Source organism: Streptomyces sp. NPDC104581 (assembly GCF_055583685.1).
The window spans coordinates 123,571-137,785 of the sequence record NZ_JBVJNN010000006.1 but is presented as its reverse complement, the minus strand read 5'-3'; the positions used below and the strand labels follow the sequence as shown (position 1 = coordinate 137,785).

Below are 14,215 nucleotides of genomic sequence, written 5' to 3'. Positions count from 1 at the left end.
CAACACGCCCATTGGGGAACTCAGAAAAAAAGTCACCCCCAAACAACACCCCCCCCCCCCCCCCCCCCCCCCCCCCCCCCCCCTCCCGTCCCCCCCCCCCCCCCCCCGGGGCTGTTCGGGGGTGCCGCTTCGGGCATTCACGGCCGTTTGACCGCTTGGTCACGCACTGGTAACACCATCGGGTAACCCTCGTTGAGTACACGGCTCACGCCGGTTCCCGTACCGGAACCCGCACGGGCCGGACGCGCTCACGCACCACTCCCGCACCCGTCTCCGCACTCGTTCCCAGGAGGAACAGCCACCATGCAGGCCGCGCCGGTACGACCCGTCACCCAGGTGATGGCGGCAGCCAACCGCCCCACCGCCCTGCCCTCCGTCTCCCACGCCCTGCGCGCCGTGGAGTCGCTGCTCCTCGGCGGCGGCCAGCGCACGGCTCGCAGGAACGCCTGGACGGCCGTCCTGGAGGACCGCCGCAGGGCCAAGGACCGGGTCGAGGCGCAGTCCGTACTGGAGGCCGTGTCGGGCCGCGCTTCCCGGGCCACGTAAACTTCGGTACATGGCGAGGAAGGAAAACGCAGACACTGCTGCGGAAACTGGGCGACTGAAGCAGATCGCCCTTACCTACAAGATGACCCGACGGGTCGACAAGAGGGTCGGTCTCGTCGTCGCGGGCGTGGGAATCGTCACCTTCGGTGTCTTCCTCGCGATCGGTTTTCTGGTCGGTCACCCCATTTACCTGGGCATTCTGGGCTTCATTCTGGCCTTCCTCGCGATGGCGATCGTCTTCGGACGCCGCGCCGAGCGTGCTGCCTTCGGACAGATGGAGGGCCAGCCGGGAGCGGCGGCGGCCGTGCTGGACAACGTGGGCCGCGGCTGGTCCACCACCCCGGCGGTCGCGATGAACCGCAGCCAGGACGTGATCCACCGCGCGGTCGGCAAGGCCGGCATCGTGCTGGTGGCCGAGGGCAACCCGAACCGGCTCAAGAGCCTGCTGGCGGCCGAGAAGAAGAAGATGGCCCGCATCGTCATCGACGTGCCGGTGCACGACATCATCGTCGGCGACGGCGAGGGCCAGGTGCCGCTGAAGAAGGTCCGTACGACGATGCTCAAGCTGCCCCGGGTGCTCTCCGGCCCGCAGGTGACGGCGGCCAACGACCGGTTGCGGGCGATGGGCGACCTGATGAGCAACATGCCGCTGCCGAAGGGCCCGATGCCGAAGGGCATGCGGATGCCGCGCGGCGGAAAGATGCGCTGACCGGTCCCCCGGTCTCCGGACACGAGTGAGGGCGGCGTGGAACGCGAGTTCCCGCCGCCCTCTCCTATGTCCCCGGCCCCCACGCCCCGCCGAAGGGCACGGCGCCCTGATCCGTATCCGTACCGTCCGGCCGGGGCCGTACGAGAGACCCTAGATGCGTACCTGTACGGCGCGGCCGAGCCGGTCGTGCAGCCCGCGCCCGTCCCGGTCCCAGATGAGGGCGGGTACGGCGAGGCACAGCAGCACGCTGCGGACCACGGCCCACCCGAGGCCGAGCCGGTCGCGGCTCTCGGAGATGACCCGCAGCCCGAAGAGGCGCTTGCCGATCGTGGAGCCGACCGTCCCGACGGTCAGGATGTTCATGACGAGGAGAACACCGATCGCGTAGTTGCTCGCCGACTGCGGGTCGTCGGCGAGGAGCCCGAACGCGATCAGCATGCACAGCGCCCAGTCGACGAAGAGCGCGCCGAAGCGCCGCCCGAGAGGGGCGGCGGAACCGGGGCCTTCCTTCGGCAGCCCGAGGCGCTCGCCGCGGTATCCGAAGTCGGTACCCATCCCCTCGGCCGCCGCACGCGGTCCGGAGAGCCACGATCCGATTGCTTCCCTGTTGTCCACCGGAACACGGTACTGCGCGGGTGGGCGTGCGCGGGGTCCCGGGGGTACGGGACGGGCCACGGGGTAGCCGGGGGGAGAAGAGACGGATTCCGTGCCACGCCACCCACCGGGCCGGTCGTTTCCGGCCGCGGTGGCCTGTCTGTGGAACGGCACACACCCAGGCCGGTTAACTTCGGCGAAACAAACGGGTCATGCCTGAGAAATCACGCATACCTATGGTCGGGTCCTGCGTGTGCCACCGCACTGGCCGCACGACCAGTAGCGATAAACCCCCGCCCCTCCCCGGGACGGGAGGAGGAGGAGCTGGATGTTCCAGAACGCCGACGAGGCCAAGAAGTTCATCGCGGACGAGGACGTGAAATTCGTAGACGTCCGTTTCTGCGACCTGCCTGGCGTGATGCAGCACTTCACGATCCCGGCGAAGGCGTTCGACCCCGCCGACGAGCTGGCTTTCGACGGTTCGTCGATCCGTGGTTTCCAGGCGATCCACGAGTCGGACATGGCGCTTCGCGCCGACCTGTCGACCGCTCGCGTGGACCCCTTCCGCCGCGACAAGACGGTGAACATCAACTTCTTCATCCACGACCCGATCACGGGTGAGCAGTACAGCCGCGACCCGCGCAACATCGCCAAGAAGGCCGAGGCGTACCTCGCCTCCACCGGCATCGCGGACACCGCGTACTTCGGCCCGGAGGCCGAGTTCTACGTCTTCGACAACGTGCGCTTCAACACGACGTCGAACGAGAGCTTCTACCACATCGACTCCGAGGCCGGCGCCTGGAACACGGGCTCGACCGAGGACAACCGCGGCTACAAGGTCCGCTACAAGGGCGGTTACTTCCCGGCCCCGCCGGTCGACCACTTCGCCGACCTGCGCGCCGAGATCTCGCTCGAACTGCACAACGTCGGCATCGAGGTCGAGCGCCAGCACCACGAGGTCGGCACCGCCGGCCAGGCCGAGATCAACTACAAGTTCAACACGCTGCTCGCCGCGGCCGACGACCTGATGCTCTTCAAGTACATCGTGAAGAACGTCGCCTGGCGCAACAACAGGACCGCGACCTTCATGCCCAAGCCGATCTTCGGCGACAACGGCTCCGGCATGCACGTCCACCAGTCGCTGTGGGCCGGCGGCGACCCGCTCTTCTACGACGAGCAGGGTTACGCGGGCCTGTCGGACACCGCCCGCTACTACATCGGCGGCATCCTGCGCCACGCGCCGTCGCTGCTGGCGTTCACCAACCCGACGGTGAACTCGTACCACCGCCTGGTCCCCGGCTTCGAGGCCCCGGTCAACCTGGTCTACTCGCAGCGCAACCGCTCGGCCGCGATGCGCATCCCGATCACGGGCTCGAACCCGAAGGCCAAGCGCGTCGAGTTCCGCGCCCCGGACCCGTCGTCCAACCCGTACCTGGCCTTCTCGGCGCTGCTCCTCGCGGGCCTGGACGGCATCAAGAACAAGATCGAGCCGGCGGAGCCGATCGACAAGGACCTCTACGAGCTGGCCCCGGAGGAGCACGCGGGCGTGGCCCAGGTCCCGACCTCCCTCCCGGCGGTCCTGGACGCCCTGGAGGCCGACAACGAGTACCTCCAGGCGGGCGGCGTGTTCACGTCCGACCTGATCGAGACGTGGATCGACTACAAGCGCACGAACGAAATCGCCCCGATCCAACTCCGCCCGCACCCGCACGAGTTCGAGCTCTATTACGACATCTAGGAACCCCGCGGACCGGGTTGCCCGGGCGGAGGAACCGCCCGCTCACAGCTCGTCGTCCGGTCGGTTCGCCTGTGTGGTCCCGTGGACCTTTCGAGGGCCGCCACCCCGTTGCCGGGGTGGCGGTCCTCGTCCGTGTCCCCCCGGTGGACCCCCGTCAGGGCCTTTCGGCCCCTCCTGGGTGGCGGGGTGCGGGAGCACACTTGGAGGTGGAGGGGGCAGGTGGGAGGAGGGATCATGCGTCATGCGCCGCATCTTGTCGCCGATGTGATGACGAATCCCGTCGTCGCCGTCGGGCCCGGGGCCGGGTTCAAGGAGATCGTCGAGACCCTGCGGGAGTGGAAGGTGAGCGCCGTTCCGGTGCTTGAGGGGGACGGGCGGGTCACCGGGGTGGTGTCCGAGGCCGATCTGCTCGGGAAGGAGGAGTTCCGGGACGCGGATCCCAGCCGGCTGGAGCAGCGGCGGCGGCTGGGCGATCTGCGGAAGGCCGGGGCCGTGAACGCCGGGGAGTTGATGAGCGCGCCCGCCGTCACCGTGCGGGAGGACGCGACGCTGGCCCAGGCCGCGCGGACCATGGAGCGGGGGAGGCTGAAGCGGCTGCCGGTGGTCGACGGCTCCGGGATGCTGCGCGGGATCGTCAGCCGGTCCGACCTGCTCAAGGTGTTCCTGCGGTCCGACGCCGACCTCGCCGAGGAGGTGCGCGTCGAGGTGGTCGAGCGGATCTTCCTGGTGTCCCGCGAGAACGTAAGGGTGACGGTCAACGACGGGGTCGTCACGCTCAGCGGCCGGGTCCGGGACACCGCGCTCGTACCGGTGGCGGCCCGGCTCGTCCGGGCCGTCGAGGGTGTCGTGGACGTCGAATGCGACCTGGTGGGCCCGCGTGCCGCGTCGATGGGGGCCTACTCCTCGGAGCTGCGGCCCTGACGTCCTGATCCGTTTGCCCCGGCCGTGTGCCCGTCGCACGCTGGAGGCATGACGTTCACAGCCTCGGCGCGGACGACGCGCGGCTGGGCCGTCGAGCGGCCCGGTCCCATCGGCACGCGCCCCCTGACCCCGGTACGGCGGCGGTCCCCCGACCCCGGTCCCCGTGATCTGCTGCTGCGGGTGGAGGCGTGCGGTGTGTGCCGGACGGATCTGCATCTGGCCGAAGGGGATCTGGAACCCCGGCGGCCCGCGGCCGTGCCCGGCCATGAGATCGTCGGCCGCGTCGTCGCCGTCGGTGACGGGGTGACGTCGTTCCGGCCCGGCGACCGGGCGGGCGGTGCCTGGCTGCGCTCCACGTGCGGGGAGTGCCGTTACTGCCTGGCCGGGCGGGAGAACCTCTGCCCCCGGTCCACCTACACGGGCTGGGACGAGGACGGCGGCTTCGCCGATCTGGCGCTGGTCCCGGCCGACTTCGCCTACCCGCTCCCGGAGTCCCACGACGCCGCCTCCCTCGCGCCCCTGCTGTGCGCCGGGATCATCGGCTACCGCGCGCTGCGCCGCTCCGCGCTGCCCCGGGGCGGGCGGCTCGGTATCTACGGTTTCGGCGCCTCGGCCCATCTGGCGGCCCAGGTCGCCCTGGCCGAGGGCGCCACCGTCCATGTGCTGACCAGATCGGCGCGGGCGCGTGCACTGGCCCTGAGTCTGGGTGCCGCCTCGGCCGGCGGCGCGTACGACAGCCCGCCCGAACCGCTCGACTCGGCCGTCCTGTTCGCCCCCGTGGGCGATCTGGTGCCGGTGGCGCTGGAGGCGCTGGACCGGTCCGGCACGCTCGCCGTCGCGGGCATCCATCTCTCCGACATCCCCTCGCTGAACTACCAGCGGCATCTCTTCCAGGAGCGTGACCTGCGCAGCGTCACCTCCAACACCCGTCAGGACGGACGCGACTTCCTGGCCCTCGCCGAACGGATCGGTATCCGGGTCACCGTGAGCCCGTATCCGTTGAGCCGGGCGGACCAGGCGCTCGCCGATCTCGCGGGCGACCGGGTCAACGGCGCCGCCGTGCTCGTGCCCGGCTGACCCGGCCACGGCGCGGATCGGGACCGCGCGGATCGGGACCGCGCGGGTCGGGACCGCGCGGGTCGGGGCCACGCGGATCGTCGCGGCCGGGCCGGCCGGAGCCGGGAAGGTCGAGCCAGCGGGCGGTGCCGGGCGGGACCGCCGACGCGTGGTCCCCGACCACGACCCGTACGGGCCCCTCCGCCGACCGCGGCACGCCGACCCGTACCCGCTCCGCCCGGATCCGCAGGTCCACGTCCCAGTGGTCGCGGTAGCGGACGCCGACCCGGAACTTCGAGAGCTGGGGCAGTGGCGCCGGGTCGATCCACAGCCCGTCCTCCCGGGCTTCCAGCCCGGTCAGACAGCGCTGTACGAAATCCAGGGTGCCCGCCATCGCGCCCAGGTGGATGCCCTCGGCCGTGGTGCCGCCCTGGATGTCCGCCACGTCCCCGATCAGGGCCTCCTCGGCGTACGCCCATGCCTCGTCCCTGCGTGCCCTGGCCAGCACCCAGGCGCTGACCAGGGCACTGAGCGTCGATCCGTGGCTGGTGCGCGGCAGGTAGTAGTCGATCGTGGCCCGCCACGACTCGTCGTCGAGCCGGTGGCCGAGCTGCCGGAAGAGACCCGCGAGTTCCCGTGGGGGGAAGAGATGGCCGAGCATCAGCACGTCGGCCTGCTTGGACGCCTTGTACCGGTTGACCGAGTCGCCCTCGGCCTCCAGGATCCGGTCCAGCCTGCGGATGTCGCCGTACTGGTCGCGGTACCGGTCCCAGTCGAGTTCGCCGAGCGCCCCGTACCCCTCGAACTGGCTGATGACGCCGGCGTGGTAAGGCACATGGAGACGGTGCGCGATGTCGTCCCAGCGTTCGGGCTCGGCCGGGTCGATCCGGAGAAGCTCGAAGAGTTCCTGTCCGCGCGAGGGCGGGAGGGCGCGGCTGAGTTCCGCCGCGCGGGTCAGGACCCACGCCGCGGTGACGTTCGTGTACGCGTTGTCGTCGAGCCCCGGCACCGTGGCGTCCGGGTAGGCGTCGTGGTACTCGTCGGGGCCGACGACCCCCCGGACGCGGTACCGCTCGAACGACGGGTCCCAGACGGCCGAGTCCGCCCAGAAGCGGGCGATCTGGACGAGGATCTCCGCACCCTCGCCGTACAGGAACGCCGTGTCGCCGCTCGCCTGCGCGTACTGCCACACGTTGTACGCGATCGCCGATCCGACATGGTGCTGGAGGCGGGAGTGGTCGGGCAGCCAGCGGCCCGAGCGCGGATTCAGATGGAGTTCCTGCGACTCCTCACGCCCGTCGCTGCCGCTCTGCCACGGGTACATCGCCCCCGCGCGTCCCGCGTCCCGCGCGGCGCGGCAGGCCGCGGGCAGCCGCCGGTGGCGGTAGCGGAGCAGCGCCCGGGAGACCTCCGGGAAGTGCAGGTTGAGATAGGGCAGGACGAAGAGTTCGTCCCAGAAGACATGGCCGCGGTACGCCTCGCCGTGCAGCCCCCTGGCGGGTACCCCGACATCCAGGCCGGCGGTGTGCGGGGAGAGCGTCTGGAGTACGTGGAAAAGGTGCAGGCGCAGGATCACCCCCGCCTCCCCCGGCACGTCGAGAGCCGCCCGCCGCCAGATCTGCCGCCAGGCGCGCTGGTGCGAGGCGAGCAGCCGGGGGAAGTCCCTCGCCCGCCGTACGGCCTCGGTCGCGGCCGTGAGGGGGTCGCTGATGGCCGGATCGCGTGAGGTGTGGAGGGCGACCGTCTTGTCGACGGTCACCGTCTCGCCGCTCGCCACGGGAATGGTCAGGATCTGGACGGCCCGCCGGTCGGTGAGGCGTGTACGGGGCGGTGTGGCGTGGCCGGGCGCGCGGCCGGGGCGGGCGACGACCCGGGTCCGCGCGGCCAGTGCGACACGGATGTGGGAGTTGAGCGTGCGGCAGCACAGCCACACCAGGTCGCTCCGCCCGGGTGCGGTCCCGGTTGCGGTGCCGGTCGCCGTCCTCGCCAGGGCATCGGCGCCGGAACCGGCGCCCGTGCTCCACCCCGTCAGATGCAGGTTCGCGAGGTCCGCGTACCGTTCGACCCCTTCGTTGCGCACGTCACCGTCGAGCGCCGCCTCGACCTCCACCTCGCCCGTCCAGCCCTCGGCCGTGAACGAGGTGCGCTGCGCGGCCAGATGGGGCTCGTCCATGTGAACCAGCCGGCGCTGCTCCACACGCAGACGGCCCCCGCCACCGCCCTCCCCCGCCACCGTGTACACCGACCGCCGCGTGAGCGTGCCGTGCCGCAAGTCCAACGTCTGCCCGTGTTCCGTCAGTTCGGGACCGTCGGGCGCCAGCCACGGCCCGGGGCCCGCCCCTTCGGCGTGTACGCGGTAGCGCAGCGGCAGCCAGTCGGGCAGGTTGACCATGTCCTCGTTCTCGACCCGGCGCCCCGCGACGGTGGACGTCAACCGGTTGTAGCAGCCCGCCGCGTAGGTCCCGGGACGGTGCGAGGGCCCGTCGGACGTCTCGGACGCCGCCCCGCGCGTCGCGAAGTAGCCGTTGCCCAGGGTGCAGAGAGCTTCACGCAGGCGTTCGCGCTCCGGGTCGTAACCCTCGTACGTCCACGTCCAGGCGGGCGGGGTCCGGGCCCGGTCCGCCCGCGCCGTGCTCAACGCAGGGGCCCGTCACCGCCGTGGGTGACGGGATGCCAGGTCCAGTCGGCCACCTCCGGGAGGTCGGTGCCGTGCTCCCGGATCCAGGCGTGGTGCCGGAGGCGGGCGTCCTCCATGGCCTGTCGCGCCCGCGTGGCCCGGACCGCGAGCCCGGGGACACGGTCGATGACGTCCATGACGAGCTGGTAGCGGTCCATGTTGTTGAGCACCACCATGTCGAACGGGGTCGTGGTGGTGCCGGTCTCCCGGTAGCCGCGCACGTGCAGGTTCGGGTGGCCGTCGCGGCGGTAGGCGAGACGGTGGATCAGCCACGGGTAGCCGTGGTAGGCGAAGATCACCGGCCGGTCGCGGGTGAACAGCGCGTCGTACTGGCTGTCGGAGAGTCCGTGCGGATGTTCCGTCTCGGGAAGCAGCCTGGCCAGATCGACCACGTTGACGACGCGGAGCGCGAGCCGGGGAAGGTGACGGCGGATCAGCTGGGAGGCGGCGAGCACCTCCTGGGTCGGTACGTCTCCGGCACAGGCGAGCACCACGTCGGGCTCGTCCCCCTCCCGTTCGGTGCCCGCCCACTCCCAGACGCCCACGCCGCGTGCGCAGTGGGCGCGTGCCTCGTCCATGGTGAGCCAGTCGAAGGTGGGCTGCTTGCCGGCGACGACGACGTTGACGTAGTCACGGCTGTGCAGGACGTGCTCGGCGACGGAGAGCAGGGTGTTGGTGTCCGGCGGCAGATAGACCCGTACGACCTCGGGGCTCTTGTTCAGCACGTGGTCGACGAAGCCGGGGTCCTGGTGGGAGAAACCGTTGTGGTCCTGGCGCCAGACGTGCGACGTGAGCAGGTAGTTGAGGGAGGCGATCGGCCGGCGCCAGGGCAGGGCGCGGGACACCTTCAGCCACTTGATGTGCTGGTTGACCATCGAGTCCACGATGTGCACGAACGCCTCGTAGCAGGAGAAGAGGCCGTGCCGTCCGGTGAGCAGATACCCCTCCAGCCAGCCCTGGCAGGTGTGTTCGGAGAGGATCTCCATCACCCGGCCGTGCCGGTCGAGGTGTTCGTCCTCGCGCAGTGCCGTGGCCTGCCACGCCTTCCCGGTGGCCCCGTACAGCGACTGGAGCCGGTTGGACGCGGTCTCGTCCGGGCCGACGACACGGAAGTCGCGGCGCTCGGTCGTGGCCTCCATGACCGATTCGAGCAGGTCGCCCAGCACCCGCGTCGGTTCGTGCAGGCTCGCACCGGGACGGTCGACCCGCGCGGCGTACCGGTCGAGCGCGGGGACGGGCAGATCACGCAGCAGCAGGCCGCCGTTGGCGTGCGGGGTCGCGCCGAGGCGGCGCGCGCCCTCGGGCACGCAGGCCAGTACGTGCGGGAGCGGCCGGCCGTCACGGTCGAACAGCTCCTCCGGCCGGTAGGAGCGCAGCCATGCCTCCAACTGCCGAAGGTGGTCCGGGTTTTCGCGTACGGCGGGCAGCGGCACCTGGTGGGAGCGCCAGGTGCCCTCGACGGGCAGTCCGTCCACGGTGGCCGGTCCCGTCCAGCCCTTGGGGGTGCGCAGGACGATCACCGGCCAGCGCGGGCGTTCGGTGACACCGTCCTCGCGGGCGGTGCGCTGGATGAGGGCGATGGTGTCCAGCGCGGTGTCCATGGCCTCGGCCATGGCGCGGTGGACGGCGTACGGCTCGTCGCCCGTGACGTGCAGGACCTCGTGTCCGTAGCCGCGCAGCAGCTCGTCCAGTTCCTGCTCGGGGATGCGGGAGAGGACGGTCGGGTTGGCGATCTTGTAGCCGTTGAGGTGGAGGATCGGGAGGACCGCGCCGTCGCGGACCGGGTCGAGGAACTTGTTGGAGTGCCACGACGCCGCCAGGGGGCCGGTCTCCGCCTCGCCGTCGCCGATGACGCAGCCGACCAGCAGATCCGGATTGTCGAAGGCGGCCCCGTAGGCGTGGGAGAGGGAGTAGCCCAGCTCGCCGCCCTCGTGGATGGATCCGGGTGTCTCGGGCGCCACATGGCTGGGGACCCCGCCGGGGAAGGAGAACTGGCGGAAGAGGCGGGCCATGCCGTCCGTGTCCCGCCCGATGTCCGGGTACGTCTCGGAGTAGCTGCCCTCCAGCCAGGAGTTGGCGAGCACCGCCGGTCCGCCGTGGCCGGGCCCCCAGACGCACAGGGCGTCGCGGTCACGGGCCTTGACGACGCGGTTGAGATGGGTGTGGACGAGGTTGAGTCCCGGAGAGGTGCCCCAGTGGCCGAGGAGCCGGGGCTTGATGTGCTCCGGGCGCAGGGGCTCGTCGAGGAGCGGATTGGCCATGAGGTAGATCTGCCCGACGGCCAGATAGTTGGCTGCCCGCCAGTGCGCGACCAGGTCGGCCAGCTCCTCGTCGGTGACCGGGCCGCCGGGTCGGCCGGTACGCGTGCCGGTGCCGGTGCCGGTATCGGCTGGGGTGCCGGTGGCCGAATCGGTGGTCGGGTGAGCGGCCGAGTCGGTGGTCGGATCGTGCACCGGCGTACTCGCGTCTCGCATCGGTTCCTCCGGATCGTCGTGGAGCCGGGCGCCGTATTCCAGCGTCCCCCCGACGGGCGCTTCCGGCCAACGCACGGCAGCGGTCCTGCCCGCGCGTGAGGGGGCGGGGCGGGGCATGCACCCGGGACGGGGCGCCGGAGTCCTCCGGTCGTCGCATGGGCCCGTTCGGCCCTGGCCCGGTCCCGGAAGCTGGGTCACGATGGAAGCCGGGGGTTGGTCCACGACCGGTGGAGGGCCGCAATGAGCGAGGTGCGGGAGTTCTCGCCGTCGAACCCGATCCGGGTTTTCCTGCTCGACGACCACGAAGTCGTGCGGCGCGGCGTACAGGACCTTCTCGACGCCAAGCCGGACATCGAGGTGGTGGGCGACACGGGTACGGCCGCCCATACGCTGGCCCGGGGCCCGGCCCTGCGCCCGGATGTCGCCGTGCTCGACGTACGGATCCCGGACGGTGACGGAATCACCGTCTGCCGGGAGCTGCGCTCCCTGATGCCCCGCCTCGCGTGCCTGATGCTGACGTCGTTCGACGACGACGACGCGCTCCTCGACGCGATCATGGCCGGGGCCGCGGGATACGTGCTGAAGGAGATCAAGGGGTCGGACCTGGTCGCGGCCGTACGGACGGTCGCGTCCGGCCAGTCCATGCTCGACCCGGCGACCACGACGCGGCTGATGAAGAGTCTGCGCGGGGAGGAGGACGGGACGGAGTCCGAGCAGGACGTGCTGTCGCAGCTCTCGCCCCGTGAGCGGGAGATCCTCGCGCTGATCGGCGAGGGACTCACCAACCGGGAGATCGGCGGACGCCTCTATCTGTCGGAGAAGACGGTGAAGAACCACATCTCTCGGCTGCTGGCCAAACTCGGCGTCGAGCGGCGCATCCAGGCGGCCGTCCTCGCCACGCAGGCGGCCTCCCGGGCGGACGGTCATGGTGGCCGGCCCGACGGTCTCACGGGCGAGGGGCACTGAGCGGACGACCGCCGGCCGGACGGGCCCGGACAGGCCCGCCCCACGGACTCAGCGCGCGCTCACGGCGCGTGCCACCGCCGTCACCCGGTGGGCCGGTGGGCCGTGATTCGGTCCGCCGTCACTCGACCGGCAACGACATTTCGGCGCCGTGCGGGGCGTACACACCCAGCAGACGGACACGGGTCGCCTGGAGCCGGTCCGCCACCACCTCCAGCACCCGGCGGGTCAGTTCCAGGCCGAGGACGGGGTCCTCGTCGCACAGGGCGCGTACGGCGCGGGCGTCGAACTCGTCCGCCCGGACCATGCTGAACGCCTCGGCACCCAGACGCCAGGTGTACGGCGGCACCAGCCACGACCATCCGAGGAGATCGCCGTGGCCGAGCATCTCCAGCGTGCCGGCGTTCCGGCCGGGCCCGTGCAGATCGAGATTGACCGCTCCCGTACGGATGACCCAGAAGCGGTCCGCCGGACCCCGGTCCTCGAAGATCCGGGTGCCCGCCGCGAAGATCACCGGACGGGAGCATTTCATCAGACGCTCCCGTCCCTGGCCGGGGAGAGCGTTCAGCAGGGTCATGGTCATGGCCGTACCTCCCGGGTCCGCTCCGGCGACGGCCCCACCACCACGCCGGACGGGTCTTGCATCCAGACTGCCTGCCGTGGCGGGGTACGGGCAGGGGCCGTCCGGCATCGGGGGTGGGCCCGACCGGCCCGTTCGCCGCCCCGCGCGGGACGGGATCGGCGCGGGACTGGATCGCTCCGGGGGGGGCGGGGTCACCGGGGGACGACGGGCACCGTCCACACGAGCCGGGTGCCCCCCTCGTCCGGCGCGTCGAGCGTCATGGTGCCGTTCAGCCCGTGCGCCCGCTTCGCGAGGTTCGTCAGCCCGCTCCTGCGGCCCTCCGCCCCGATGCCCACTCCGTCGTCCGAGACCGTCAGCGTCAGGACACCACCGCGGACCACCAGCGACACCGAGGCCGAGGTGGCCCGCGCGTGCCGCGCGACGTTGCTGAGCGCCTCCGCCAGTACGGCGACGACATGCTCGGCCGCCTCCGGAGGAACATCCGTGTCGAGCAGGCCCTCCATGCGCAGGGACGGCGTGAAGCCGAGCGGGCGCACCGCCCGCTGGACCGTGTCGGTGACGCGCCCCCGCAGCCCCCGGTGGGAACGCCCCGCCTCACGGACCCGGAGTCCGAAGATCGTCGAGCGAATGATCTTGATGGTCTCGTCGAGGTCGTCCACGGCCCGCAGCAGCCGCTCCTGCGCGCCGGGGTGCTCGACGAACCGGACGACGCTCTGGAGGGTCATCCCCGTGGCGAAGAGCCGCTGGATCGCCAGATCGTGCAGGTCCCGGGCGATTCGGTCCCGGTCCTCCAGCACGGTCATCTGCTCGGAGGCGTGCCGGCGCTCGGCGAGTTCCATGGCCAGCGCCGCCTGCGCGGCGAAGGTCTGGAGGGGTGCCGTCTCGGTCGGGGTGAACAGCGCGCCCGACCGGAGCCTGGCCAGCAGCAGGACCCCCCGGACCTCCTCGCTGGCGATCATCGGCACCGCGACGGCCGGTCCCAGACCGCCCCAGCGCGCCGGTCCCGCGGTGATCCTGGGATCGTGCTCCACATCGGCGCTGATGAGCGGCTTCCCGGCGTGCAGGGCGGCACCGACGAACGAGCCCCGGCGGGGCAGCAGCAGACCCCGGTGGGCGTCGGCGTCGACCCCGGCGGCCAGGGCGACGCGCAGCGACGTACCGTCCCTGTCGGGGAGGGCCAGCACCCCGAGGTCGGCGGAGAGGATGTGGCGCGCCCGGTCGACGATCAGCCGCAGCACCTGTGTCTCGTCCGCGCCGGACAGCAGGTCGGCGACGACCGCCGCGTTGGCCCGCAGCCAGCTCTGTCTGTCGCGCGCGGTCTCGTAGAGCCGGGCGTTCTCGATCGCCACCCCGGCGGCCACGGCGAGCGTGGACAGGACGGTCTCGTCGTCGTCGTCGAAGTCCCCGCCGCCGCGCTTCTCGGTCAGGTAGAGGTTGCCGAACACGTTGTCGCGGACCCTGATCGGCACACCGAGGAACGAGTGCATGGGGGGATGGTTCGGCGGAAAGCCGTAGGACGCCGGATGAGTCGTCAGGTCCGACAGGCGCAACGTCCTGGGGTGGCGGATGAGTTCACCCAGGATGCCGTGGCCGCGGGGAAGGTGTCCGATGGCGGCGGCCCGGTCCGCGTCGACGCCGACCGTCACGAACTGCGACAGGCTCGTGTCCTCCCCGACGACCCCCAGCGCTCCGTACTCGGCGTCCACCAGCACCACCGCGGCCTCCACGATGCGCCGCAGCACCTGCGGGAGGTCCAGCTCCCGGCCGACGGAGAGCACGGCCTGGAGCAGACTCTGCACCGTCTCGGGCTTTCCGTGCTGCACGGCGCCGAGCTGCGCCCGCAGCTCGGCGGGCAGGACGTCCTCCGGCCCCCGTACGTCGTCGCCGTACCCGCCCGTGTCGCCGCCGTCGTCGCCCACGAGTCCTCCGTCGGGGCAGTCCTGCCGTCGGGCCT

At 71.6% G+C, this 14,215-nt stretch carries 11 protein-coding genes; 6 read left to right on the top strand and 5 right to left on the bottom strand.

What is annotated here, in order from left to right:
* The first annotated feature begins 303 nt into the window (after positions 1–303).
* Both ACZ61E_RS07780 and ACZ61E_RS07775 read left to right on the top strand, forming a co-directional pair.
* Positions 304–546: an SCO2195 family GlnR-regulated protein gene (locus ACZ61E_RS07780; RefSeq protein ID WP_469698492.1), complete on the top strand. Its 243-nt coding sequence runs from the start codon at positions 304–306 to the stop codon at positions 544–546.
* A gap of 10 nt (positions 547–556) precedes the next feature.
* On the top strand, positions 557–1,255 hold the full coding sequence (locus tag ACZ61E_RS07775; RefSeq protein WP_469698490.1) for a DUF4191 domain-containing protein: 699 nt from the start codon (positions 557–559) through the stop codon (positions 1,253–1,255).
* A gap of 150 nt (positions 1,256–1,405) precedes the next feature.
* Here ACZ61E_RS07775 and ACZ61E_RS07770 read toward each other — a convergent pair whose 3' ends face one another.
* Positions 1,406–1,870, bottom strand: coding sequence for an RDD family protein (locus tag ACZ61E_RS07770; protein WP_469698488.1), 465 nt, complete (start codon positions 1,868–1,870; stop codon positions 1,406–1,408).
* A gap of 307 nt (positions 1,871–2,177) precedes the next feature.
* Between ACZ61E_RS07770 and glnA the strand changes: the two genes are divergently transcribed.
* From glnA to ACZ61E_RS07755, 3 genes are all read left to right on the top strand, one after another.
* The gene (gene glnA, locus ACZ61E_RS07765) at positions 2,178–3,587 is read left to right on the top strand and encodes a type I glutamate--ammonia ligase (RefSeq protein WP_469698487.1); all 1,410 of its coding nucleotides are present in this window, start codon (positions 2,178–2,180) and stop codon (positions 3,585–3,587) included.
* Between the two features lie 234 nt (positions 3,588–3,821).
* Entirely contained in the window at positions 3,822–4,508 is a 687-nt protein-coding gene (locus ACZ61E_RS07760) for a CBS domain-containing protein (RefSeq protein ID WP_469698485.1), read from the top strand.
* A 48-nt stretch (positions 4,509–4,556) separates the two neighbouring features.
* Positions 4,557–5,585, top strand: a complete 1,029-nt coding sequence (locus tag ACZ61E_RS07755; protein WP_469698483.1) for a zinc-dependent alcohol dehydrogenase family protein — start codon at positions 4,557–4,559, stop codon at positions 5,583–5,585.
* Here ACZ61E_RS07755 and ACZ61E_RS07750 read toward each other — a convergent pair.
* Both ACZ61E_RS07750 and ACZ61E_RS07745 read right to left on the bottom strand, forming a co-directional pair.
* Positions 5,554–8,202 carry a glycoside hydrolase family 65 protein gene (locus tag ACZ61E_RS07750; RefSeq protein WP_469698482.1) on the bottom strand — a complete coding sequence of 883 codons (2,649 nt, stop codon included), beginning with the start codon at positions 8,200–8,202 and terminating at the stop codon, positions 5,554–5,556. The two genes, ACZ61E_RS07755 and ACZ61E_RS07750, sit on opposite strands and share 32 nt — an antisense overlap.
* On the bottom strand, positions 8,199–10,715 hold the full coding sequence (locus tag ACZ61E_RS07745; RefSeq protein WP_469698480.1) for a phosphoketolase family protein: 2,517 nt from the start codon (positions 10,713–10,715) through the stop codon (positions 8,199–8,201). Before ACZ61E_RS07745 ends, ACZ61E_RS07750 begins: the two co-directional genes overlap by 4 nt.
* A gap of 240 nt (positions 10,716–10,955) precedes the next feature.
* On the opposite strand from ACZ61E_RS07745, the gene ACZ61E_RS07740 reads away from it, so the two are divergent.
* Positions 10,956–11,681 (top strand): response regulator, encoded by a 726-nt coding sequence (locus ACZ61E_RS07740; RefSeq protein ID WP_469698479.1) that lies wholly within the window; start codon positions 10,956–10,958, stop codon positions 11,679–11,681.
* A 118-nt stretch (positions 11,682–11,799) separates the two neighbouring features.
* Here ACZ61E_RS07740 and ACZ61E_RS07735 read toward each other — a convergent pair whose 3' ends face one another.
* On the bottom strand, positions 11,800–12,261 hold the full coding sequence (locus tag ACZ61E_RS07735) for a cyclic nucleotide-binding domain-containing protein (protein WP_469698477.1): 462 nt from the start codon (positions 12,259–12,261) through the stop codon (positions 11,800–11,802).
* A 191-nt stretch (positions 12,262–12,452) separates the two neighbouring features.
* On the bottom strand, positions 12,453–14,180 hold the full coding sequence (locus ACZ61E_RS07730) for a sensor histidine kinase (protein ID WP_469698476.1): 1,728 nt from the start codon (positions 14,178–14,180) through the stop codon (positions 12,453–12,455).
* Positions 14,181–14,215 lie beyond the last annotated feature (35 nt).

What these genes read in the sequence shown, in the direction of transcription:
- ACZ61E_RS07780 (WP_469698492.1), top strand. Translation starts at nt 304, where the DNA reads ATGCAGGCCGCGCCGGTACGACCCGTCACCCAGGTGATGGCGGCAGCC.
- ACZ61E_RS07775 (WP_469698490.1), top strand. Translation starts at nt 557, where the DNA reads ATGGCGAGGAAGGAAAACGCAGACACTGCTGCGGAAACTGGGCGACTG.
- glnA (WP_469698487.1), top strand. Translation starts at nt 2,178, where the DNA reads ATGTTCCAGAACGCCGACGAGGCCAAGAAGTTCATCGCGGACGAGGAC.
- ACZ61E_RS07760 (WP_469698485.1), top strand. Translation starts at nt 3,822, where the DNA reads ATGCGTCATGCGCCGCATCTTGTCGCCGATGTGATGACGAATCCCGTC.
- ACZ61E_RS07755 (WP_469698483.1), top strand. Translation starts at nt 4,557, where the DNA reads ATGACGTTCACAGCCTCGGCGCGGACGACGCGCGGCTGGGCCGTCGAG.
- ACZ61E_RS07745 (WP_469698480.1), bottom strand. Translation starts at nt 10,715, where the DNA reads ATGCGAGACGCGAGTACGCCGGTGCACGATCCGACCACCGACTCGGCC.
- ACZ61E_RS07740 (WP_469698479.1), top strand. Translation starts at nt 10,956, where the DNA reads ATGAGCGAGGTGCGGGAGTTCTCGCCGTCGAACCCGATCCGGGTTTTC.
- ACZ61E_RS07735 (WP_469698477.1), bottom strand. Translation starts at nt 12,261, where the DNA reads ATGACCATGACCCTGCTGAACGCTCTCCCCGGCCAGGGACGGGAGCGT.